The 23,156-nt window shown below is 71.7% G+C and carries 22 protein-coding genes; 13 read left to right on the forward strand and 9 right to left on the reverse strand.

Annotation, left to right across the window (positions count from 1 at the left end):
- Nucleotides 1-41: 41 nt before the first annotated feature.
- Nucleotides 42-1,178, reverse strand: coding sequence for an XdhC family protein (locus IEX31_RS13570; RefSeq protein WP_188743960.1), 1,137 nt, complete (start codon nt 1,176-1,178; stop codon nt 42-44).
- A 117-nt stretch (nt 1,179-1,295) separates the two neighbouring features.
- On the opposite strand from IEX31_RS13570, the gene allB reads away from it, so the two are divergent.
- A complete protein-coding gene (gene allB, locus IEX31_RS13575) occupies nt 1,296-2,666 on the forward strand; it encodes an allantoinase AllB (protein WP_188743961.1) in 1,371 nt (456 codons plus the stop codon).
- Nucleotides 2,667-3,160: 494 nt separating this feature from the next.
- Here the strand turns inward: allB and uraH are convergent, their stop codons facing one another.
- Complete coding sequence (gene uraH, locus IEX31_RS13580; protein WP_188743962.1) at nt 3,161-3,508, reverse strand: hydroxyisourate hydrolase; 348 nt, start codon at nt 3,506-3,508, stop codon at nt 3,161-3,163.
- On the reverse strand, nt 3,505-4,020 hold the full coding sequence (uraD, locus tag IEX31_RS13585; protein WP_188743963.1) for a 2-oxo-4-hydroxy-4-carboxy-5-ureidoimidazoline decarboxylase: 516 nt from the start codon (nt 4,018-4,020) through the stop codon (nt 3,505-3,507). Before uraD ends, uraH begins: the two co-directional genes overlap by 4 nt.
- Before the next feature lie 48 nt (nt 4,021-4,068).
- Here uraD and IEX31_RS13590 point away from each other — a divergent pair, with 48 nt between their 5' ends.
- On the forward strand, nt 4,069-4,632 hold the full coding sequence (locus IEX31_RS13590) for a nucleotidyltransferase family protein (RefSeq protein WP_188743964.1): 564 nt from the start codon (nt 4,069-4,071) through the stop codon (nt 4,630-4,632).
- Here IEX31_RS13590 and IEX31_RS13595 read toward each other — a convergent pair.
- Genes IEX31_RS13595 through IEX31_RS13605 form a run of 3 tightly spaced genes read right to left on the reverse strand, consistent with a single transcriptional unit; the run spans nt 4,604 to nt 7,580 of the window.
- Complete coding sequence (locus IEX31_RS13595; protein WP_188743965.1) at nt 4,604-5,095, reverse strand: iron-sulfur cluster assembly scaffold protein; 492 nt, start codon at nt 5,093-5,095, stop codon at nt 4,604-4,606. The genes IEX31_RS13590 and IEX31_RS13595 overlap by 29 nt on opposite strands.
- The gene (locus IEX31_RS13600; RefSeq protein WP_188743966.1) at nt 5,095-6,396 is read right to left on the reverse strand and encodes an allantoate amidohydrolase; all 1,302 of its coding nucleotides are present in this window, start codon (nt 6,394-6,396) and stop codon (nt 5,095-5,097) included. The genes IEX31_RS13595 and IEX31_RS13600 overlap by 1 nt, the downstream gene beginning before the upstream one ends.
- Entirely contained in the window at nt 6,393-7,580 is a 1,188-nt protein-coding gene (locus tag IEX31_RS13605) for a pyridoxal-phosphate-dependent aminotransferase family protein (RefSeq protein ID WP_188743986.1), read from the reverse strand. The genes IEX31_RS13600 and IEX31_RS13605 overlap by 4 nt, the downstream gene beginning before the upstream one ends.
- Before the next feature lie 299 nt (nt 7,581-7,879).
- On the opposite strand from IEX31_RS13605, the gene IEX31_RS13610 reads away from it, so the two are divergent.
- Nucleotides 7,880-9,664, forward strand: a complete 1,785-nt coding sequence (locus tag IEX31_RS13610) for an ATP-binding protein (RefSeq protein ID WP_188743967.1) — start codon at nt 7,880-7,882, stop codon at nt 9,662-9,664.
- 103 nt (nt 9,665-9,767) lie between these two features.
- On the opposite strand, the gene IEX31_RS13615 is transcribed toward IEX31_RS13610, so the two are convergent.
- Together IEX31_RS13615 and IEX31_RS13620 are read right to left on the reverse strand one after the other, a co-directional pair.
- A complete protein-coding gene (locus IEX31_RS13615) occupies nt 9,768-11,426 on the reverse strand; it encodes an AtzH-like domain-containing protein (protein ID WP_229662356.1) in 1,659 nt (552 codons plus the stop codon).
- A complete protein-coding gene (locus IEX31_RS13620) occupies nt 11,423-12,535 on the reverse strand; it encodes an acetamidase/formamidase family protein (protein ID WP_188743968.1) in 1,113 nt (370 codons plus the stop codon). The genes IEX31_RS13615 and IEX31_RS13620 overlap by 4 nt, the downstream gene beginning before the upstream one ends.
- A gap of 169 nt (nt 12,536-12,704) precedes the next feature.
- Between IEX31_RS13620 and IEX31_RS13625 the strand changes: the two genes are divergently transcribed.
- Both IEX31_RS13625 and IEX31_RS13630 read left to right on the forward strand, forming a co-directional pair.
- Nucleotides 12,705-13,337 carry a DUF1275 family protein gene (locus IEX31_RS13625; RefSeq protein WP_188743969.1) on the forward strand — a complete coding sequence of 211 codons (633 nt, stop codon included), beginning with the start codon at nt 12,705-12,707 and terminating at the stop codon, nt 13,335-13,337.
- Nucleotides 13,337-14,623, forward strand: coding sequence for an amidohydrolase family protein (locus IEX31_RS13630; protein ID WP_188743970.1), 1,287 nt, complete (start codon nt 13,337-13,339; stop codon nt 14,621-14,623). Before IEX31_RS13625 ends, IEX31_RS13630 begins: the two co-directional genes overlap by 1 nt.
- Before the next feature lie 215 nt (nt 14,624-14,838).
- Here the strand turns inward: IEX31_RS13630 and IEX31_RS13635 are convergent, their stop codons facing one another.
- Nucleotides 14,839-15,432 (reverse strand): helix-turn-helix domain-containing protein, encoded by a 594-nt coding sequence (locus IEX31_RS13635; protein WP_188743971.1) that lies wholly within the window; start codon nt 15,430-15,432, stop codon nt 14,839-14,841.
- Between the two features lie 173 nt (nt 15,433-15,605).
- Between IEX31_RS13635 and IEX31_RS13640 the strand changes: the two genes are divergently transcribed.
- The 8 genes from IEX31_RS13640 (at nt 15,606) to IEX31_RS13675 (ending at nt 23,070) form a co-directional block, all read left to right on the forward strand.
- The gene (locus IEX31_RS13640) at nt 15,606-16,877 is read left to right on the forward strand and encodes an amidohydrolase family protein (protein ID WP_188743972.1); all 1,272 of its coding nucleotides are present in this window, start codon (nt 15,606-15,608) and stop codon (nt 16,875-16,877) included.
- A 7-nt stretch (nt 16,878-16,884) separates the two neighbouring features.
- Entirely contained in the window at nt 16,885-17,694 is an 810-nt protein-coding gene (locus tag IEX31_RS13645; RefSeq protein WP_188743973.1) for an ABC transporter ATP-binding protein, read from the forward strand.
- Nucleotides 17,691-18,557, forward strand: coding sequence for an ABC transporter permease (locus tag IEX31_RS13650; protein WP_188743974.1), 867 nt, complete (start codon nt 17,691-17,693; stop codon nt 18,555-18,557). Before IEX31_RS13645 ends, IEX31_RS13650 begins: the two co-directional genes overlap by 4 nt.
- A gap of 148 nt (nt 18,558-18,705) precedes the next feature.
- A complete protein-coding gene (locus tag IEX31_RS13655) occupies nt 18,706-19,872 on the forward strand; it encodes a substrate-binding domain-containing protein (protein WP_188743975.1) in 1,167 nt (388 codons plus the stop codon).
- 88 nt (nt 19,873-19,960) lie between these two features.
- Nucleotides 19,961-21,310: an FAD-binding oxidoreductase gene (locus IEX31_RS13660; protein ID WP_188743976.1), complete on the forward strand. Its 1,350-nt coding sequence runs from the start codon at nt 19,961-19,963 to the stop codon at nt 21,308-21,310.
- On the forward strand, nt 21,307-22,089 hold the full coding sequence (locus IEX31_RS13665; RefSeq protein ID WP_188743977.1) for a creatininase family protein: 783 nt from the start codon (nt 21,307-21,309) through the stop codon (nt 22,087-22,089). The genes IEX31_RS13660 and IEX31_RS13665 overlap by 4 nt, the downstream gene beginning before the upstream one ends.
- Nucleotides 22,086-22,727 (forward strand): pyridoxine/pyridoxamine 5'-phosphate oxidase, encoded by a 642-nt coding sequence (locus IEX31_RS13670; RefSeq protein WP_229662357.1) that lies wholly within the window; start codon nt 22,086-22,088, stop codon nt 22,725-22,727. Before IEX31_RS13665 ends, IEX31_RS13670 begins: the two co-directional genes overlap by 4 nt.
- 28 nt (nt 22,728-22,755) lie before the next feature.
- Nucleotides 22,756-23,070: an SDR family NAD(P)-dependent oxidoreductase gene (locus IEX31_RS13675; RefSeq protein ID WP_188743978.1), complete on the forward strand. Its 315-nt coding sequence runs from the start codon at nt 22,756-22,758 to the stop codon at nt 23,068-23,070.
- Nucleotides 23,071-23,156: the final 86 nt, after the last annotated feature.

The raw sequence follows: 23,156 nt of genomic DNA on the forward strand, positions 1-23,156 counted from the left end.
CGGTTATGACGAGAATGTTTCCCCTGTGAACATTCTCGGAGTCACGCGCCCCCGGATGCCGCAGGGGCCATGTGCTCGGGCCGGGCGTGGATCGGTCCCGTGGTCGCGCTGAGCGGGCGCGCGTCGCGGCCCGAACGCGAGGCGATCATCTCGGCGAGGATCGACACCGCAGTCTCCTCGGGGGTCGCGGCGCCGAGGTCGAGACCGATCGGCGAGTGCAGCCGGGCGAGCTCGGCGTCGCCGACGCCGGCCTCGCGCAGCAACCGCAGTCGCTCCTCGTGCGTGCGACGCGAGCCGAGCGCGCCGACGTAGGCGACGGGCAGGGCGAGGGTTGCGGCGAGGAACGGGATGTCGCTGCGTGCGTCGTGGCCGAGCACGCACACGACCGTGCGTTCGTCGACGTCGAGTTCGGAGAGGAGATCGACCGGCCAGCCGGCGACGACATCGTGGGCGGCGGGGAACCTCTCGGGCGTCGCGAACAGGGGACGCGGGTCGCACACGGTCACGCGGTAGCCGAGCAGTGCCGCGGCGGCCGAGAGCGCCTCGGCGAACGCGACCGCCCCCGTGATGAGCATGCGGGGCGGCGCGAGCCGGCTCTCGCAGAAGAACGCGAGCTCGTCGCCCTCGCAGTCGAGGCGAACGAGCCCCGACCGACCCGATCGGATGCGTCGGTCGAGTTCGGCGTCGATGCGGGCCGCCGTCAGACCGCGAACACCTGATGCCGCGAGGTCGGCGTCCCGGAGGATGTCGGCGGAACCCGGCACGACGACCCGGCCGAGGAGCTGCCCCGGGCCCGCGACGAGCACCGCGAGGCCACTCGACGCGCCGGAGCGCGCACGCTCGAAGGGGGCGGCTGCGAAGCGAGTGGCATCCGCCGTCTGCACGAAGACGTCGATCTCGCCGCCGCAGCCCAGCCCCACCGCGAAGGCGCTCTCGTCGTCGATGCCGAAGCGCCCGCGCTCGACGCCGGTGCCCGTGAGCACCCGCTCGCACAGCTCGTACACCGCGCCCTCGACGCAGCCGCCCGAAACGCTGCCGGTGACCCGGCCGTCGGCGTCCACGATCATCGACGCGCCCGGGGCACGCGGCGCCGAACCCGCCACGGCCGTGACCGTGGCGAGCGCGAACCGCTCGCCGCGCGCGAGGCGTTCGCCGATCTCGGCGGCAAGTTCGAGCATGTTCCGTCCCCTCGTCGAGAGGTCGATCATATGTCGGCGTTCGGACGCCGCCGGCCGCCGTCGCCACGCGCAACGAGCCGGAAACCCGGCGTTGATACGGTCGCAGCAGGAGGAACCATGACGTCACCGGGCGACCACCTCGATCCCGACTTCGACCTCGTCGTCGACACCGGGGCCGCGTTCGTCGACGGCGCCTTCCGCTCGGCGGCGATCGGCGTTCGCGGTGGCCTCATCGCCGCGATCGAGCCCGTGGGTGCACCGCTGCGGGCACGGTCTCGCGTGACGATCCCGCCCGGCGAGCGGCTGATCCCGGGCCTCGTCGACACGCACGTGCACGTCAATGAACCCGGCCGCACCGAGTGGGAGGGCTTCGCCTCTGCGACACAGGCCGCGGCCGCAGGCGGGGTGACGACGATCCTCGACATGCCGCTGAACAGCATCCCGCCCACGATCGACCCCGACGCCCTCGCGATGAAGCGCGCTGCGGCCGCGACGCAGTCGTTCGTCGACGTGGGCTTCTGGGGCGGCGCCGTGCCGGGCAACTCCGGCCGCCTCCGCCTGCTCCACGACGCGGGCGTGTTCGGCTTCAAGTGTTTCCTCGCGCCCTCGGGCGTCGACGAGTTCCCTCACCTCGACCCGGCGGGCCTCACGTCGGCCCTCGAGGAGCTCGCCGAGTTCGACGGCCTGCTCATCGTGCACGCCGAGGACCCGGCCGTGCTCGCCGCGCACGAGAACGCGGGCGGCTCGAGCTATCGACGGTTCGTCGCGTCGCGGCCGCCCGAGGCGGAGCTCACCGCGATCGAGCGCGTGATCGACGGCGTCCGGGCGACCGGTGGACGCGCGCACATCCTGCACCTCTCGTCTGCATCCGCCCTGCCACTCATCGCCGACGCCAAGGCCGAGGGGCTGCGGGTCACGGTCGAGACGTGCCCCCACTACCTCACCCTCGACGCCGAGCACATCCCCGACGGCGCCACCGAGTTCAAGTGCTGCCCGCCGATCCGCGACGAGGCGAACCGCGACCGGCTCTGGGAGGGGCTCCTCGACGCCACCATCGACCTCGTCGTCTCCGACCACTCGCCGGCCACGGCGGAGCTGAAGCTCGGCTTCGACGGCGATTTCGGCCGAGCCTGGGGCGGCATCTCGGGGTTGCAGCTGGGCCTCGCCAACGTGTGGACCGAGGCATCCCGACGCGGCATCTCTCTCGACCGCGTGCTCGGCTGGATGTCATCGGCGCCCGCCGCCTTCGTCGGGCTCGAGCGCAAGGGCGGCATCGCGCTCGGCGCCGACGCCGACCTCGTGGCGTTCGCCCCCGACGCGGAGTTCACCGTGGAGCCGGCCGCGCTCGCGCACCGGAATCCGGTGTCTGCCTACGCGGGCGCGCGGCTGCGGGGCGTCGTCGCGGGCACATGGCTGCGCGGGCGGCCGGTCGGCGACGAACCGCGGGGTGTGCTGCTGGAGCGTGGCGGCGCGCTGGGCGGGGCCTGAGCGAATTCCGTTCTCGCGATCTGCGCCAGGGTCCCGGCCCGGGCTCGTCGAGCTGATCCTGGTTCGCGTCGGCGAATGTGATCCGTTTCTCGGGGCGCAGTACTTCGGCACTCGGGCACTTCGGCACCCCGGTACCGAGGTTCCGGCGAGATGGCAATCCGCGGAAAGGCCCGGTGCCATCAGGCCGTCGGTCATTGCGTGACGGTCGGAGTTCCATCGTCTCGCCGGCCGCCGCCTCACAGTGGAACTGGAGGGCGAGGCAGAACTGACGGCGCTGGCGAACTCCGTCATCGCACGTGTCGGACGGCCGTCTGCCGACGGCCGCCTGGTCACGTGCATCTGAGCGACCATCGCGAGCGAGCCCCAATTGCGACCATTCCAGGGTGCGGTACCGTCTCGAGATGACCGCGCTGCACGAACTGAACCCGGACGCCGCAACGTCGTGGCCGATCGCGCTCGTCATTCCGGGAATCGGATACACCGCAGCCCGACGCTCAGCTCCCCCGGTACGTCGAGTAGGCGAACGGGCTGAGCAGCAGCGGGATGTGGTAGTGCTCGGATGCCTCGGCGAGCTCGAACACGATCACCACCTCGGGGTAGAGCGTCGGCCGATCGCCGAAGTACGCGCCGGTGTCGAACACGACCCGGTACACCCCGGGATCGAGCGCCTCGGGGCCGAGTTGCGACGCCCGGCCGTCGGCGTCGGTCACTTCGTCGGCGACCGGCGACCAGCCGCCGTCGGCGAGACGGTCGAGCCGATCGAGCCGCACCGCGACGCCGGCCGCGGGCCGGCCGAGCGACGCGTCGAGCACGTGGCTCGTGACGTGGCTGCGCGCGCTCATGCCGGCGCACTGATCGGGGTCGCGGCATCCGCGAAGAGCTTCTCGAGCCGCAGCAGCATGATCTCGCGGAGCTGCTCGCCCACCACGGCGAGCTCGCTCGCGCCATCGAGTGCGAGGCGCCTGTCGAGCTCGGCGAGGATCTCCGACCGCGACCGCCCGGCGGCGCGGATGAGGAAAACCCTGGCGAACCGCTCCTCGTAGGCGCGGTTGCCGGCTACGATCGCGGCGGCGAGCTCGGCGTCGCCGGCGTCTGCCGAGGACTGCTCAGCGCGCGAGAACCGCGCCGCGGCGCCGTCGCCGGCGGGCTTCTCGCCGATGCGCGGATGCGCCGCGAGCGCCTCGTCGATCTCGGCCGGGGTGAGGGGCGTCGCAGCCGCCGACGCCACGGCGAGGAGCGCATCGAGCGAGGCGTACGGCGCGGCATCCGCCACCTCGTCGACCCAGCGCTCGACGTGCAGGCACGCGCGCAGCTCGTCTCGGAATCGCTCACCGGCCTCGGTTCGGTCGCTCACGTCGTGCTCCTTGCCTGCCGCGCCGGGCGGCTCCGGTTAACTGTAGCCATGATCCTCCGACCCTTCGGTCTGCTGCTCGCGGCCGGCGCGGGCGCCCGCATGGGTCGGCCCAAGGCGCTGATGCACGACGCGTCGGGCGAGCCGTGGGTCGCGCTCGGCTGCCGGATGCTCCGTGCGGCCGGCTGCGGCGATGTCGCCGTGGTGCTCGGGGCCGAGGCCGACTCGGCTCGCGCCCTCGTGCCCCACGACGCCCGGGTCGTGGTGGCACCGGACTGGTCGCTGGGGTTGTCGGCGTCGTTGCGCGCCGGGCTCGGGCTCGCCGAGTCGACGGACGCCGCGTGCGTTCTCGTGAGCCTCGTCGACCTGCCCGACCTGCCGGCGAGCGTCGGTCGACGGGTGCTCGATCGGGCTGGACCGGATGCCGCCACGGCGCTCGTGCGCGCCGTGTTCGGAGGCCGGCCGGGACATCCGGTGCTCATCGGCCGGTCGCACTGGCCGGCGGTCACGGCGAGCGTCTCGGGTGACACCGGGGCGAACGAATACCTCTCAGAGCACCGCGTCGCCGCCGTCGAGTGCGGCGACCTCACTCCGGGCCTCGATCGTGACCGGTGACCGGTGCCGAGTCGCGCCCGATCGCCTCATCGAGCGCGTCCCAGGCGAGCGCCGCACAGCGCGCCCGGAGCGGGAAGCGGCCGATGCCGGCGAGCGTCGCGAGGTCGTCGTTCTCGTCGATGTCGCCGGGTGCGCCGGACTGATCGACGATGAGCTCGTGCACCTCCCGCGAGAGGCGCTGGAGTTGCGCCGCCGTCATCCCCTCGGCACGTGACGCGAGCATCGCCGCCGACGCCTGCGACACGATGCACCCGCGGCCGTCCCAACGCAGGTGCGTGATCGTCGCGTCGCCCGCTGCGACCTCGAGCCGCAGAACGACCTCGTCACCGCAGAGCGGGTTGCGCCGGTGCACGGAACGCACTGCCGTCGCATCCGTCACCCGTGAGCCGGCACCATCGAAACCGCAACCCGGTCGTCGCCGGGCGTAGTCGACGAGGATCGCCTCACGCAGGCTCTGCTCCATCACGCCGCCCCGAGTCGGTCGGAGCCGAGCCGGCCGGGTTCGGCGCGCACGCGCTCGGCGACCTCGACGACGGCGGCCTCGTACGCGTCGAGGGCGACCGCGACATCCCGCACGTCGACGATCTCGTCGGGAGAGTGGCTGATGCCACCCCGGCCGCAGCGCACGAACAACATGGCGACGTCGGCAACCGCACTCACGGCCATGCCGTCGTGTCCGGCGCGGCTCCACATGGCCATCGGCTCCTCGCTGCCGGCGTGGCGGATGCCGCTCGCGATCGCGTCCTGCAGCCATGGCGCGCACGCCGTGGCATCCGCCCGGTAGATCTCCGTGGATTCGAAGCGCAACCCGCGCCGCTCGGCGATCACGTTCGCTCGGCGGATGATCTCGGCGAGCACGCGGTCGCGCTCGTGGTCGGTGGAGGCCCGGAGGTCGAGGCTGAACTCGACCCGGCCCGGGATCACGTTGACCCCGCCCGGGAAGGCCTGCATGCGCCCGACGGTGCCGATCACGCCGCTCGCCCGGGCGACCGACTCCACCTCCACGACGAGCTCGCTCGCCCCGATGAGCGCGTCGTGGCGGCGCTCGTAGGGCGTGCCGCCCGCGTGCCCGGCGACCCCGGTCATGGTGAGCTCGAACCGCCGCGCCCCCGCGATCGAGGTGACCACGGCGAGGGGGAGGTCGGCCTCCTCGAGGTACGGGCCCTGCTCGATGTGCGCCTCGAGGTAGCCGATGAGCGACTCGGGCCGGCGGGCGGCTCGGCCGATGCGGGCCGGGTCGAGGCCGAAGTCCGCGAACGCCTGCCGGAGGGTCACGCCGTCGCCATCGGCGAGCCCCCACCACTCGGGGGGGAAGGTGCCGGCGAGGGCGTGGCTGCCGAGCAGGGCGTTGCCGAACCGGGTGCCCTCCTCGTCGGAGAAGCCGACGACCTCGAGCGCGAACGGAAGCTCGGCGGCGCGACTCGCGAACCGCGCGGCGACCTCGACGGCGAGGAGCACGCCGAGCATGCCGTCGTAGCGGCCCGCGTCGCGCACGGTATCGAGGTGCGAGCCGATGAGCAGGGCGGGAAGTCCGGGCTCGGCGCCCTCGATGCGGCCGCACTGGTTGGCGCCGGCGTCCTGCCACGTGCTGAGGCCGGCCTGCGTCATCCACTCGGCGACGAGCTCGTTGGCCCGCCGGTGCTCAGGCGACAGGTGCACGCGCTCGAGCAGGTCGGGGCTCCCCGAGATCTCGGCGAGCCGGTCGCATCGTTGCATCACGCGCTCGGCCGCCGCGAGCGATCCGGGGCCGGGCGCGCGGGTCATGCCGCCGTCTCCGAGTAGACGTCGCGCGCCGCGCCCACGCCCGAATCGGCGGTGAGCGGATGTCCCTCGGCCCGCAGCACCTGCTCGAGCGCGGCGAGCGTGGTGAGCACCGCGTCCCGCCTGGCGTTGACCCCCATGGTACCGATGCGCCAGATCCGGCCGTGCAGGGGCCCGAACGACGTGCCGATCTCGATGGCGAAGTCCTCCAGCAGCGCCCGGCGCACGCGCTCGCCGTCGACGCCGTCGGGAATGTGCACGCCCACGACGTTGTGCATGCGATGCGCACGGTCGCCGAAGACGTCGAGGCCGAGCGCCTCGACGCCCGCGAGCATCGCCGAGCCGTGCAGCCGATGGCGTTCGATCGCGACATGCATGCCCTCCTCGAGGAGGAGCCGGGCGCACTCGCGGGCGCCGTAGAGCATCGTGGTGGCCTCGGTGTGGTGGTTCAGCCGCCGCTCGCCCCAGTAGTCGAGGATCATGCCGAGGTCGAGGTAGTTGGAGCGGATCGGCTCGTCGAGCACGGCGTCGCCGTCGGCGCGGATGCCGGCCTCGACGCTCTTCCGCGCCTCGATGCGCTCGACGGCCGCCGGCGAGAGGCTGATGGGCGCACTGCCCGACGGGCCGCCCAGGCACTTCTGCAGGCCGGCGGTCGCGGCGTCGACGCCCCACGCGTCCAGCTCGAAGGGATTGCCGCCGAGCGAGGCGGTGACATCCGTATAGAAGAGCACGCCGTGGCGTTCGCAGATCGCGCCGAGCTCATCGAGCGGCTGGGCCACGGTGGTGGACGTGTCGCCGTGCACGATGGCGAGGAGCGCGGGCCGCACCTCGACGATCGCCCGCTCGATGGCGCCGACGGAGAACACGCCGCCCCACTCGATCTCGCGGGTGTGCACGTCGGCCCCGGCACGCCGCGCGATCTCGGCGAGCAGGTGCCCGAACCGGCCGAAGATCGGCACGAGTACGCGGTCGCCGGGGGCGACGAGCGACACGATGGCCGCCTCGATGCCCGCCCGCGAGGTGCCGTCGACGAGCAGCGTCGCCTCGTTGCGGGTGCGGAAGACCCCCCGGTAGAGCTCCATCGTCTCGTTCATGGTCGCCGTCATGAACGGGTCGAACTGGCCCACCAACTGCGCCGACATCGCGCGCAGCACGCGCGGGTCGGCGTTGACGGGGCCCGGCCCCATGAGAAGGCGGGCCGGCGGGTCGATGGGCACGGCGATGATGTGACTCCCTGGATCTGCGGTTCAGGGCGTCAGGCTACGACGCGACGGTTTCAGCCGTGTTTCAGTGCCGTTGCCCACTGCTGTGCGTGCGTGCTGGACGAGGGCCGCACCGACGCTACCGCGTCGTCGATTCCGCGCCCGAGGAGCGGCAGCCATCAGGAACCGAGTTCGCCCGGTTGACAACATCCTAACCGAGCGTCACTATATCCTAACGTAATGGGCTAAGATACTAATCTGTTGCCCGTGTGAGGAGGTGGCCGATGAACGACGCCACTCAGGTCGTGGCAGCCCTGCGCAAGTTCGGCGCCGAGGCGACCTCCATCGAGGCGAAACGAGCCGAGACCGCCCTTCCCAAGTCCGTGCTGGAGACGCTCTCGTCGTTCTCGAACACACCTGGCGGCGGCACGATCATCCTTGGCCTTGATGAGGGCGGCAACTTCACTGCAGTTGGAGTCCGCGAGCCGACGAAGATCATGGCCGATTTCGCGTCGTGGGCACGCGACGACATGGTGCCGCCCCTGGTGCCAGAAATCGACTTCGCCGAGGTCGACGGGCAGACGCTGGTCATCGCCGATATCCCAGAACTCCCGCGCAACCAGAAGCCTTGCTACGTCAAGTCACGCGGCCTGGACCGCGGCGCCTTCATCCGGGTCGGCGACGACGACCGACGACTCACCGCGGAGGAGGTGCACCAACTCGTGGCCGACCGCGGTCAGCCCACATTCGACCATGAACCCGTCCTCGAAGCGACTATTGACGACCTCGATACCGCGGAAGTCACGAGGTACACCAGCCGCCTACGTGCAGGAACGAACGCGCGCATCTTCGCGGATGAGGCCGACGCCGTCATCCTCAGGATGACCAAAGTGATCGCCAGAGGCTCCGACGGGGCAGATCACCCGACACTCGCCGGACTTCTCGCGCTGGGACGCTACCCGCAACAGTTCTTCCCGCAACTCGACGTGACGTTCGTCTCCTACCCGACGATCACGGGCGTGCGTGACGCGGCCGGTCTCAGATTCCTGGATAACGCAAGCATCGACGGACCGATCCCAGTCATGGTCGAAGAAGCGCTCAGGGTCGTACAGAGGAACATGAAGAAACGTGCGCTCATCGTCGGCGCCGGACGGCGCGATACCTGGGAATACCCGCCCGAAGCGTTACGCGAAGCGGTTGTCAACGCGCTCGTTCACCGCGATCTCACCCCAGGCTCCCGCGGTACGCAGGTGCAGATCGAAATGTATCCCGACCGGCTGCGCATCATGAACCCCGGCGGCCTCTTCGGAGCGGTCGACGTCGAGCATCTCGGCGATGAGGGCACGTCCTCCGCACGAAACGGTTCGCTGCTGAAGATGCTCGAAGACGTGCAGATCCCCGGTGAAGACCGCACTGTCTGCGAGAACCGCGGCTCGGGAATCCGCACCATGCTTGCAGCGCTTCGCGAAGCCGGGATGAGCCCGCCGCGGTTCAAGGACGGCACCACCTCATTCGAAGTGACGCTCCCCAACCACACGCTGCTCGACGAGGAGACCTTCACCTGGCTCCAGCTGCTCGGCCGCGATGGCCTCACCGATGCCCAGTGCGTTGGACTTGCGCTCATGCGGCACGGCGAGACCATGACCAACGCGCGGTACCGGGCAGCAACCGGTATCGCTGACAGCAACCGCGCGACGAAGGAGCTTCAAGACCTCGTCGCACGCGAACTCATCGACCAGACCGGACTGAAGCGTGGCGCAAGCTACACGCTCTCGAACTCTGCGACGAGCGTGCGCGAAGGCGGCAAACGACCACGCCCGAACCGCCGCCGCCAGATCCTGAGACTCCTGGAAGTTCACGGCGAACTGTCCAAGAGCGAAGTCAGCGACCTGCTCGATCTGACCTCGAAGACCGCCGAACACTGGCTGCGAACGCTCAAGAACGAAGGACACATCGAGTCGACAGCCCCCGGCCGCGGCCGCCGTGACAACCGCTATCGCCTGACCCCGCTCGGCCTCCAGACACCGTTGTTCGAGGACGACGAACCGACCTCCTCACCGACTTCCTAACTGAGGAAGTCCGTACCGAAGTCCGGAACTCCCACGCACGGTATGGCTCCCCGCCACCCGTATCCACAACAACATGGGAACATCTCGCGGTCGGCGCGACGACTCAGCCGTGTTTCAGTGCCGTCGCCCACTCCTGTGCGCGCTCGACGAGGCCGAGGTCAGTGCCGCGCGGCCCGACGAAGCACACGCCGATGGGCGCGCCGCCGGCCATGAGGCCGGGCACCGAGAGGGCGGGCCGGCCCGTCGCGCCGGCGACGGTCGTGATGCGCAGCGTCGCCGCCCGGATCGCCTCGATTTCGGCGCCCGCCGCGTCGACGGGTGGGGCGACGGATGCCGCGGACGGCAGCACGAGCACGGCGTCGCCGAGCGCGGCGTCGAGTGCGGTGCGCGCCACGGCCAGGCGCTCGCGAGCCGCGGCCTCGGCGTCGGCCGTGACGGAGGCCGCCCAAGCGAAGCGTGCCGCGATGTCCTCGCCCAGTGCGCCCGGGTGCGCGGTGATCCACGACCCGTGCTGCGCCCACGCCTCGGCCGCCTGCACCGTGCGGAACGCCTCGTACAGTTCGTCGAGCGCGCCGGCGACCAGCGCGTCGTCGTCGAGCACGTCCACGCGCCCTCCCGACGAACGCAGCGCGTCGAGCCCGGCCGCGAAGGCTCGGGTGACCTCGGGGGTCGCCGAGTCGGCGAGCGCGGGCGCGAGCACGAGGGCTGGTGCGTCGAGCGCCGGCAGTTCGAGCGCCGCCGTCGCGAGCCGCACGGCATCGACGCGCTGCTGCGGCATCCGCTCGAACGCCGCTCGCGTCACCGCGGCGAGCGTCTCACCGTCACGCGTGAGCCAGCCGACCGTGTCGAAGCTCGGCGCGAGCGGCAGCACGCCGTCGACGCTGATGGCGCCATGCGTAGTGCGCAGCCCCCAGAGGCCCTGGTACGACGCGGGGATGCGGATCGACCCCGCCGTGTCGGTCCCGAGCCCGATGGTCGCGTGGCCCATGGCCACCGCCGATGCCGGGCCGCTCGACGAGCCGCCCGAGATCGCGCCGGGCACCGCGGGGTTCGGCGGGGTGCCGTAGGCCGCATTGCGCCCGGCGATGCTGTAGGCGAACTGGTCGGTCTGCGCGATGCCGCGAACGGATGCCCCGGCCGCCCGCAGCGCATCGAGCACGGGCGCCGACCGGGGCGCGGGGGCGGCGCCCGCGAGGTATGCGGGCACGCCCGCGCCGAGCGCGAACCCCTCGACGGCGATGACGTCCTTCACGGCGATCGTGTGCCCGTCGAGCGGGCCCGAGCCGGTCGGGCCGAGGAGCGGATCCCCGACCACGCGCCACACCCTCGGGTCCATGGCCCGCGGCGGCGCGGAGACGTGCGCGGCCGAGATGCGCCATGCGCCGTCGCGGCGTTCCCAGAGCTGGCCGACGAGCCCGCGACCGCCGCCGAGCGGGGCGGTGACCGCCGCGAGCCACGCGTGGTCGTCGTCGATGGGCCGCACGTGCAGCGCCTCGATGCGCCGCTGTGGCGCCCCGCCGCGCCGCCCGCGGAACCGCGTGATCGTGTCGTGTCCGACGAGGAGTCCGCCCTCATCGCCACGCAGCGTGTCGGGCCCCGGCGCGAAGTACTCTGCGAGCGACTCGAGGTCGTCGGCCATGAGGGCCGCCTCGTACCCCAGCGCGGCCTCGACGAGCCCAGCCGGCGCCTCGACCCCGTCGGGCAGGAAGACGGGCACCTCGCCGTCGCCCGCGGCGTGCGGCCGCGGCATCCGCTCGGTCACGCGGCACCCCCGCCCCGCCGCACGAGCCGGAAGTCGCTCGTGCGGATGCGCGCGTGCACGCCCTTCACGACGTCGACGACCTGCGAGATGTCGAAGTCGGTCGCCGCGCTGAGATACGCGTAGGCGAGGTGCGGCGCCATGCCGTAGCGGGCGCCGAGCAGGCCGATCGCCTGGCGCACGCAGTGCTGCATGGCGACGTCGAGATCGGCGTCGAGGCCCGTCGGCACGAGGTACTCGCTCGTCTCGGCGAGCGGGCCCGCGACCTCGCCGAACTCGCGCACCGCGGTCTCGGCGGGCACGACGTCGAACCGGATGGTCGCCCGCAGCGACGCCTCGAGCGCCGTGAGCGCCACCTCGCCATCGCCCTGCGCGAGGTGCGGGTCGCCGACGTACGCGAGCGCGCCCGGCACCTGCACCGGCAGGTACAGCGACGCGCCCTCGGTGAGGAGGTTGATGTCGACGTTGCCGCCGTGCGGGCCGGGCGGCACCGAGTGCGGGCGCTCATCGGCGTCCACGGCGACGCCCATGGTGCCGAGGAACGGCGCGAGCGGGAAGTGCACGCTGCGCTCGCCGCCCTCCACCAGGGGCAGGGCGCCGAACCAGCGCCCCGCGGCATCCTGCTCGATCGGCGTGAACACGCTCACATTGCCGGCCCGCTGCGGATACTCGCCCGGCAGTGCGCCGCGCCCGTGCCGGTTCGAGATCACGCCGTACGGCACCCGCGGCGTCACGTCGACCACCGTCATGCGCAGCAGGTCGCCGGGCCGCGCGCCACGCACGTGGATCGGCCCGGTGATCACGTGCGGTCCGTCCGTCGCCGGGTCGTGCGGATGGTCGGATGCCGCGAGCGCGACGGCCTCGTCGAGCACGTGCTCGCGGGGCACGCCGTGCGCCGCGAAGAACGCGACCGGGTCGCGGCCCTGGTCCTCGAGGATGCCCTCGTGGCTCAGCGTGTCGATGATCACCTCGTCGCCGGGGTCGACGGTGAGCACGGGCGAGTCGCCGCGCGCGGGCAGCCGCCCCCAGCCGAGCGCCGCGGCTTCGGCCGGCAGGTAGGTCGCATCGCCCACGCCCTCGCCCGCCTGCAGCACTCCCCGAAATCCGCCCATCCAGCACCCCGTCCGCGTGTGGCCCCGACCGGACCTGTGTCATTCTGGTCGAGAGTACCGCCCAGTCCCCCCGGGTGCTCGCCGACGGTGTCGACACGGGGCCGCCCCCTCTTGGAGTCCCTTGATCTCGACGCTGCGCCGCCATCCCGCCGGCACCCACCTTGGCCTCATGCTCGCCCTCACCTTCTCGACCGGCGTCATCGACGCGGTCGGCTACCTGGGACTCGACCGCGTGTTCACGGGCAACATGACAGGCAACATCGTCATCCTAGGCATGGCCCTCACGGGCGCCGACGGGCTGCCGATCGCCGGCCCGGTGCTCGCGCTCGCGGGGTTCATGTTCGGCGCCGCGGTGGCCGGGCGACTCCTCCGAGATCTCGCGGCCGGGTGGAGCCTGCGCACCACCGTCGTCTTCGCGATCGTCGCACTCGTGCTCGTCGCATCCGGCGCCGTGATGATCACGCTCGACGACCCCGCCCAGCCCGTGCTGCTCGCCGTCACCACGGCACTCGGCCTCGCCATGGGCGCACAGGCGGGCGCCGCCCGCCATATCGCGGTGAAGGATGTCACGACGGTCGTCGTGACCTCGACGATCACGGGGCTCGCGGCCGACTCGGTCTTCGGCTCCCGAGTCGAAGCGCACCCGTGGCGGCGGCGCGCCGGGGCGATCGCGCTCATCGGGGCCGGCGCCGCCGCCGGCGCGCTGGCGCTGAACGCGCATATCGCCCTCGGCGTGGCGATCTCGGCGGTCATCACGATCGTGGTGACCATCGTCGGTCACGCAAGCCGGGTGCAGGGCTGATGCTCACCCTCAGCGGCGCAGAGGCGATCCTCGTCGACGCCGCCACCGTGCGCACCGGCGACCTGCACCTCGCCGGCGGCGTCGTCGTGGACGGGACCGGCGCGGCGCCCGAGCGCATCGACGCCACCGGATGCGTCATCACCGCCGGACTCGTCAACGCCCACCATCATCTGCTGCAGAGCGCGTTCCGCACGCTGCCCGGCACCCGCAGCGTCCCGATGTCGGCCTGGCTGCCGACGATGGCGGCCGCCTACGCCGCCGCCGGCATCGACCCCGGGCTCACGTCGGTCGCGGCGCGGGTCGGCCTCGCCGAGGGCCTCCTCGCGGGCGTCACGACCGTCGCCGATCACCACCTGACCTGGCCGAGCGGTGCCGACACGGTCGGCATCGCGAAGGCGGTGACGGATGCCGCGGCCTCCCTTGGCGCGCGCATCGCCTTCGTCCGCGGATCCGCGCGAGACGACCCCGAGGAGGCCGCGGCCTCGGCCGACGCGATCGCGCAAGCCCTCCCGCTCGGACCCGGCGGCGTCTCCCGCGACGGGATGCTGCAGCTCGCCGTGGGCCCGGCCGGCGTGCACAGCGACTCCGAGGCGACGTTCCGCCTCCTCGGCGAGGTGGCCGCGCGGCACGACCTGCGTCGTCGCACGCAGTCGAACGAGCAGGTGGACGTGGCCGTCGCGCTCGAGCGGTACGGGCGTCGCCCCCTCGAGCTCCTCGAGGAATGGGGCTGGCTCGCGCCCGACGTGACGCTCGCGCACCTGTGCGACGCGACCGACGACGAGATCGCCCGGCTCGCGGCATCCGGCGTCACCGCCACCCACGCGCCCGGCTGCGACGTCATGATGGGCTGGGGTGTCGCACCGGTGGCCGCCCTCCGGGACGCGGGCGTGATCGTGGGGCTCGGCACGAGCGGCGGCGGCTCGAACGACGCCGGGCACCTGCTCGCCGACGCCCGCCTCGCGATGCAGGTCTCGGGGCTGCGCGGGCCGGCGCTCGTCGCGCAGGACGTGCTCGGCATGGCCACCGAAGGGTCGGCGCTCGGGCTCGGCCGGCCCGAGCTCGGCCACCTTCGGCCCGGCGCGGCGGCCGACGTGTGCGTGTGGGATGTCGCGGGCGTCGCCGATGCGGGCGTCGCCGACCCCGTCGCGGGACTGTTGTGGGCGTCGCCCGGGCGCCGACCCCGGCACGTCATCGTCGCCGGGCGCGTGGTGGTGCGCGACTACGCGCTCGTCACGGCCGACGAACGCGACCTCGTGCGCGACCTGCACGCCCGCGTCGGCCGCTGACGGCGCCTCCCCCGTCCCTCACCTGGGCTCCCCCCGGGAGAAGCTGAAGCTCCTGCAGGAGAATGGGCCACATGCCCGCCCCAGGCGGGATGGGACCAGATCTCCTGCAGGAGCTGAAGAGCGCTCGGGCGGGTCGCGCTCCAGGTCGATGCGCACCACGCCGTCGGCTATCGCGGTCTTCGCGCGCACGACGACGCCGAACTCGGGTGCGATCGTCATGCGCGCTCTGGACCGGCACCCTGGAGGCGCTGCTTCACGTAGAGCAACCGGAAGGTTCCGCCGTCGGCCGATCGCCACTGGTGCGACACCCCGCCCCGGTAGTAGATGGCCTGGCCTGCGCGCAACGGCACGACCTCTCCGTCGAGGTCGACCTCGACGGAACCCTCGAGCACGTAGCAGAACTCCTCCTCGTCGTGCACGAAGTACTCGCCGAAGTCCCGGGCGCTCGACACGATCTCCATGGGCGTGAACGAGACCGCGCCGGTCTCGAATACGCGGGCGGTGCCCTCCGCGAACGGTCCCGACACGGCGCCGGAGTCGATGACGACGGCGCCCTCGGTCGGCGTGGTGTTGCGACCGGGTTCGGCGAGCACGGCGAACAGTTCGACCTGGGTGGTGCCGAGCGCGCGTGCGATGCGGTCGAGTGAGGCGAAACTCGGGCGGGCACGGCCGTTCTCGACCTGGCTCAGGAACGGATGCGAGAGCCCCGACTGCTCGGCCAGCTGCACGAGCGTGAGCGAACGGGCACGCCGGAGGCTGCGGATTCGCGCGCCGACGAGTTCGACCTGGCGGTCCACCTGGGCGTCCATGATCTCCGTCCTCCTGCGTGCCGCCGCGCTCGCGACGCTCCGCTTCTCGCGACTGAAACATCCGGGTTACCGCGCTGAAACGGGCCGTCCGTACGCTCGGGAATGTTCACATTATCAACACTCGTTCGCCGGATACAGTGCCGAATCCGCCAACCGCGAGGAGGCCCGACCGCGTGCTCCCACACCCCGTCTCCGTGCTCCGCGGTGCGACCCTCGTCGACGGTCGCACCGCCGACGTCGTGCTCGACGGCGACACGGTCGCCCGGGTGCTGCCTGCCCGCACGGCGACGGTGACGGATGCCGCGGGCGTCGTCGATCTCGACGGATACGTGCTGCTCCCGGCCGCGGCCGAGCCGCACGCGCACCTCGACAAGGCGCTCACATGGGACATGATCAACCCGCCCTTCGGAGACCTCGCCGCAGCGATCGAGTCCTTCCACGCCTATCAGGAGCGTCTGAGCGAAGACGACATCTACGGCCGCGCGCGCGACGCGGCGCTGAAGCTGCTCCGTACGGGCACCACGGCGATCCGCAGCCACGTCAACCTGCTGCCGGGCGAACGCCCGTACCGGGGAGTGGACGCGCTCGTGCGGCTCCGCGACGACCTCGCGGGCCTCATCGACCTCGAACTCGTGGCCCTCCCTCCTGTCGGCATGGACGACGCGACCATCGAGGGCGCACTCGACCGCGGGCTCGATCTCGCGGGCGGCGCGCCGCACCTCGCCGACGACGCGCACGATGAGACCCGCCGGCTCCTCGCCATCGCCGAGCGCCGCGGCATCGGGGTCGACCTGCACACCGACGAGGCGCTCGACGGCCCCGTCACGATGCGCGAGTTCGCCCGCATCGTGCGCGGCTGGCCCGAGCACCTCGTGCGCACCGCGGGCCACAGCGTGCGACTCGGCACCCTGCCCGCCGACGAGCTCGCCGAGGTCATCGCCGAACTCGTCGAGGCCGGCATCGGCGTCGTCAGCCTCCCGATCACCAACCTCTACCTGCAGGGCCGACAGCATCCGGTCGCCACCCCGCGCGGGCTCACCGCCCTGCGTCCGCTCATCGATGCGGGCGTCATCGTCGGCGCCGGCGCCGACAACGTGCGCGACCCGTTCAACCCGCTCGGCCGCAGCGACGCCCTCGAGACGGCGGCACTGCTCGTGATCGCAGGGCACCTCGGGCTCGAAGAGGCCTGGCACCTCGTCTCCAACGGTGCTCGCGACATCATGCGGATGCCCCGTGCCGGCGCCGAACCGGGCGCCGCCGCCGAGTTCGTGGCGGTGCGCGGCGCGAGCCTCGGGGCCGTCATCGCCGAGGCATCCGTCGACCGGATCGTCATCCACTCGGGCCGCATCGTCGCCCGCAGCACCGTGCATTACCAGATCGCCGAGCCGACGACCGTGCCGGCGCCGAGCCGCAACGAATCCGCAGCCCTCATCGGAAAGGGGTGAGACGCGCATGGCCACCACCGAACGCGCACCCGCCATCACGAGCACGACCACCGCCACGCCCACGCCCACGCCCACGCCCACGCCCACGCTGATCGACTTCGAGCACGTGCAGCTGACCTACCCGAACGGCACGATCGCGCTCTCGGGCGTCGACCTCACCGTGCGACGCGGCGAGTTCGTCACGGTCGTCGGCCCATCGGGCTGCGGCAAGTCCACGCTCCTGCGCATCGCGTCGGGTCTCGAGACGGCGTCGGAGGGCACCGCGACCGTGAACACGGGTCGCGTCGGCTACGTCTTCCAGGATCCGACCCTGCTGCCCTGGCGGAACGTGCAGGCCAACGTCGAGCTGCTCGCCGAGTTGCAGTGGGACACTCAGGCCGTGCGACGCGAGAAGGCGCGCAGGGCGATCGAGCTCGTCGGCCTCTCGGGCTTCGAGAAGCACCTGCCACGGCAGCTCTCGGGCGGCATGCGAATGCGCGCGTCGCTGGCCCGCTCGCTCACGCTCGATCCCGAGCTCTTCCTCTTCGACGAGCCGTTCGGCGCCCTCGACGAGATCACGCGCGAGTACCTCAATGACGAACTCCTCAAGCTCTTCGTCGAGCAGCAGTTCGCGGGCCTGTTCATCACGCATTCCGTCAGCGAGGCCGTCTACCTCTCGACGAAGGTCGTCGTGATGTCGGGCCGGCCGGGGCGCATCGTCGACACGTTCGACGTGCCCTTCCCGATGCCGCGCGATCCCGACATCCGCTACACGGGCGAGTTCGCCGCCCTCGTCGGCGAGGTCTCGCACGCACTCCGAGCGGGACACGGCGCATGAGCACCGAGGGCATGATCGAGCACCGCGAGGCCGGGCAGGAGATCGCGCCCACCACGGTCGCGCCGGTGCCGCTCAGGCGCCGGGGCCGACGTGGCGGCATCGCGAGCTGGGGTCCGCCCGTCGCCGTGGCGATCCTCATGATCGCGGGCTGGTACTTCGTCGGATCGGTGCTCCTCGACCCATCGAAGTCGTACCTCATGCCGCCGCCGCATGCGGTGCTCGCGGTCTACTTCGACCCCGATGTCGCGCCCGACATGTACGAGGCCCTGTGGAACACCGCCACCGTCGCCCTCACCGGCCTGCTGGTCGCGATCGTGCTCGGCGTCGTCTGGGCGATCGCGATGAACCAGGCGAAGTGGATCGAGCGCTCGCTCTACCCGTATGCGGTGATCCTGCAGACCATCCCGATCCTCGCGCTCGTGCCGCTCATCGGCTTCTGGTTCGGCTTCGACTTCTTCGCCCGTGTCATCGTCGCAATCCTGATCGCGCTCTTCCCGATGGTCTCGAACACGCTGTTCGGCCTCCAGTCGATCGACGCCGCCCAGCGGGAGCTGTTCACGCTGCAGCGCGCGAACCGCTGGATCGTGCTGAAGAAGCTGCAGTTCCCCGCCGCGCTTCCCGCGATCTTCGCGGGCATGCGCATCTCGGCCGGTCTCGCCGTGGTCGGCGCCATCGTCGGCGACTTCTTCTTCCAGCGCGGCACGCCGGGCATCGGCGCGCTCATCTCGAAGTACACCGCCCGCCTCGAATCCGACGCGCTGTTCGCCGCGATCATCCTCGCGTCGCTGTTCGGCGTCGTCGTGTTCTGGTTCTTCGGCTGGCTCGGCAGACGCGTCGTCGGCAAGTGGTACGACTTCGCCTGACCTGAGGTCCACGAGCCCGTCGACGGGATGCCGTGCACGGCACGCTCGCTTCGACAGGCCCAGCGAACCCACCACTCCAGCACCACCCCACCACAGCCCGCACCACCCCACCACAGCCCGCACCACCCCCACCACCAGAGGAGATCCCATGCGAATCACCACCACCCGAGCGACCCTGGTCGCCGGCTTCATGGCCGGCGGCCTGGCCCTCACCGCCTGCAGCGGCCCCGCGAGCGACGACGCCGGGGCGGACACAGCCGACCTCGAGGTCGGTTCGATCGACCTGGCGGCCGCCGGGTGCCCCGCCGACATCAGGATCCAGACCGACTGGAATCCCGAGGCCGAGCACGGCCACCTCTACGAGCTCGTCGGCGACGGCTACACGATCGACGACTCGGTGAAGTCGGTCACGGGCCCGCTGATGGCCGGCGACGAGTACACGGGCGTCGACGTGACGATCCTCGCCGGCGGTCCCGCAACCGGCTTCACGCAGCCGAACGCGCAGATGTACAACGACGACACCATCTTCATGGCGTACGTCGGCACCGACGAGGCGATCGCGCACGCGAGCGACCTGCCCACCGTCGGCGTCTTCGCCCCGCTCGAGAAGGACCCGCAGATGATCATGTGGGACCCCGAGACCTACCCCGACGTGACCGGCATCGCCGACCTCGGTGAGACCGGCGCGACCATCCGCGTCTTCCCCGGCGGCACCTACATCGACTACTTCGTGGGCGCGGGCGTGCTCAGCGCCGACCAGGTGGACGCCACCTACGACGGCAGCCCCGCCGTGTTCGTGTCGGAGGGCGGCAAGATCGCCCAACAGGGCTTCGCCTCGGCCGAGCCGTTCATCTACGAGAACGAGGTCTCGGAGTGGGGCAAGCCCGTCGACTACGAGCTCATCAACGATGCCGGCTACCCGAAGTACGCGGCGGTCATGTCGCTGAAGCCCGAGAACGTCACCGAGTACTCCGACTGCCTCGCCGGGCTCGTTCCGGTGCTCCAGCAGGCCGAACTCGACTACTACGCCGACCCGGCAGCCACGAACGAGCTGATCCTCGAACTCGTCGACGCGTACGACACGGGCTGGGTCTACTCGCAGGACGTCGCCGACTACTCCGTCGAGACGATGGTGAGCGAACTCATCGGCAACGGCCCCGACGAGACCATCGGCAACCTCGACGCCGCTCGCGTGCAGGAGCTGTTCGACATCGTCGTTCCGATCTACAAGCAGCAGGGCTTCGAGATCCCGGCCGACCTCGCACCCGAGGACATCTACACGAACGAGTTCATCGACGAGTCCCTCGGCTTCTAGTCCGAGTCACGGGTCGGGGAAGCAGCATCCGTCGCCTCCCCGACCCGCAGACTTCCCGGTTCCCCGGCCGCCTCGAAGGAAGACACGTATGACCCCGACTCCCGACCTCGCCGGACTCGTCGCCGAGTTGACCGCCCTCCTCGGCGAGCGCGGCGTGAGCATCGACCTCGCAACCCGCGAACGCGCCTCCGTCGACGGATGCCGGCTCTCACCTGTCATCTCGGCGAAGCTGCCGCTCGGGCTGGCCGACGTCGTCGCCTACCCGGCGAACGCCGAGCAGATCGGGCAGGTGGTCGCCGCGGCGGCACGCCACGGCGTGCCGATCACTCCGCGCGGCAAGGGCACAGGCAACTACGGCCAAGGCATCCCCATGGCCGGCGGGCTGGTGCTCGACACGAGTCGGGCCCGCGCGATCGTCGAGATCGGCGACGGGTACGTCACCGCCGAGGCCGGCGCGGTGCTCGCCAGGATCGAGAACCAGGCCTGGGCGATCGACCAGCAGCTGCTCATGTACCCCTCGACGGCGCAGAGCACCATCGGCGGGTTCCTCGCCGGCGGGTCGGGCGGCACGGGTTCGATCGCGCACGGGGTGATCGCCGGCGGCCCGTTCGTCGTCGCGCTCGACGTCGTGCACGCGGTGGGCGACGGAGAGCTCGTGCACGTCGAGGGCGAAGCCGCCCAGCCCTACCTCCACAACTACGGCACCGCCGGCATCATCGCCCGTGCGACGGTGCAGCTCGAGCCGCTACAGGAGTGGCGCGCGTTCTATGCGAGCTTCGACGATTTCCACGACGCCCTCGGTGTCGTCATGCGGGTGGGCGGGCTCGAGCCGACGCCGCGCCTCGTGTCGGCAGACCTGCCGAAACTCGCCGACGCGCTGCCGTCCAACACCGGCATCCCGAAGGGTCGCGCGAGCCTGCGGACGATCCTCGACGCCCGGACGGTCGCCGCGGCATCCGCCCTCGTCGAATCGGCGGGCGGCGTCGTCGAGGAGGTGCGCGAGGGCGCGCAGGAGATCATGCGGCTCAGCATGATCTCGTACAATCACCCGATCGAGTGGCTGCAGAAGGCCTACCCGGGTAGGTACTTCCACGTCGAGGTCGGCGGCGACGCGCTCGTCGAACGCATCGACGAGGTGCACGCCGTCTACCCCGGCGGGATGCTGCACATCGAGGCCCAGAAGGGCCGCCCGATCGGCATGCTCGCGGGCGAGTACGAGAGCGAGGAGGCCGTGGTCGCCGGCTTCTCGGCCCTCAACGAGCTGGGCGTGAGCACCCACAACCCGCACCAGTGGTTCGTCGACGTCGAGATCGAGCGCACCCGCGACCTCAAGGCCGAGACCGACTCGCTCGCGCTGCTCAATCCCGGCAAGCTGCCCGCGCCGACTCCCGCGACGGCCGAGAGCAACCCCCTCATGGTCAGCGGTGCGTCCGCGTGAGCCGACTGCTCGAGGAACTCGCCGGGCCCGCGGTCGCCCGCATCCTCACGTCCGATTCCGTGCTCGTGCTGCCGACGGGCGCGATCGAGCACCACGGCGAGCACCTGCCGCTCGCCACCGACCGCATCATGGCCGAGGCCGTTGCGACGGCGGCCGTCGACCTGGCGGTCGACCGCGGCGTCGACGCGTGGCTGCTGCATCCGCTCGCCTACACCAAGTCCGACGAGCACAGCTGGGCACCGGGCACCATGTGGCTCACGGCCGAGACCCTCATGGCCACGCTCGTCGATCTCGGCCGGTCGATCGCGACGACGCCCGCGCGCAAGCTCGTGTTCCTCAACGGCCACGGCGGCAACGTCGCCCTCCTGCAGGTGGCGCTGCGCGAGCTGCGCCGTCGGTTCGGCCTGCAGACCTTCTTCATGGGCTACCCGGTGCCCGCTGGCGACGGCGTCGCGGGGCCCGACGAACTCGACATGGGCATCCACGGCGGGCACGGCGAGACGTCGCTCATGCTGCACCTGCGCCCCGACCTCGTCGACCTCTCGCACGCCCGGCGCATGGTGCCCGAGCACCTCGCGGAGGTTCCGCGCATCGGGTTCCACTCCACGCCGGTGATCCTCGGCTGGCTGAGCGACGACTTCGACCCCTCTGGCGTGATCGGCGATCCGACCGCAGCGACAGCCGAGCGCGGGGCGCAGATCTTCGAGACCGCCGTCGAGGAGAGCGCGCGATCGCTCGAGGAGATCGCGCGGTTCCGGCCCCGGAGGGCCGAGCGGTGAACGAGGCGGGCCGCATCATCGTCACGAGCACGCAGACGTTCGGCACCGACCAGCCCGACCCCGACGAGACGCTCGCCGACCCGGTGGAACTGCTCGGCCTCTGGTTCCCCGCGAACACCGATGAGCTCCGGCCGCTGATGACGCTCGCGACGATCGGCGCCGACGGGTACCCCCACACCCGCAACGTGCTGCTCAGCGAGTTCGACGGCGAGGCGCTGTACTTCCACACCGATGCGCGCAGCCGGAAGGCCGGCGAGCTGGCGGCGAACCCCCGGGTGTCGCTCGCGTTCGCGTGGGTCGACCTCGGCCGGCAGCTCACCGTGGTCGGCGACGCCGAGCGGGCCTCCACGGCGGAGGCGGATGCCGCGTACCGGGCGCGCTCACGGTACCTCCAGCTGCTCGCCTGGTCGAACTCGCCCGAACTCGCCGGGCTCGGCACCGCCGAACGGCGACGCGCGTGGGCCGCGTCCGCTGGGGCGCATCCCGAGGGTACCCTCGCGGCGCCGCCGACGTGGATCGGGTTCCGGGTGGTGCCTCGCCGGATCACATTCTGGCGTGGCGACGCCGACGGCCCGAGCAACCGTGTCGAGTACACCCGCACCCGCGACGGCTGGACGGCCGAGCGCCTGCCGGGCTGACGATCCCGGCATCGAAGGAGTGCGCAAGATGGACGTCCCTCTCTCCCCCGCCGGCGTCCGGCTCGCCGGTCGCCGCGCCATCGTCACCGGCGGAGCCCGCGGGATCGGCGCGGCGATCGCCGCCCGGCTCGCGTCGGAGGGCGCCTCCGTCGCGGTGCTCGACGTGCTCGAGGAGCCGGGTCGGGCGCAAGCCGAGCGCATCGGTGGAACCTTCCACCGCGTCGACCTCGCCGACGAGTCCGACACGAGGCTGAGGGTCGGCGAGGCGATCGAGGCGCTCGGCGGCATCGACATCCTCGTGAACAACGCCGGGATCCTGCGGTTAGGGCTCGCGAATGATTAATCTGTGCGTGTCGTGGGGTTGAGGGTGTAGTTCCATTCGGGGTGCCAGTCGTGGCGGGTGAGGATGCCGTCGGCTTCGAGGGCTCG

The sequence above is a fragment of the Agromyces bauzanensis genome, from assembly GCF_014645655.1.
Classification (GTDB): Bacteria; Actinomycetota; Actinomycetes; order Actinomycetales; family Microbacteriaceae; genus Agromyces; species Agromyces bauzanensis.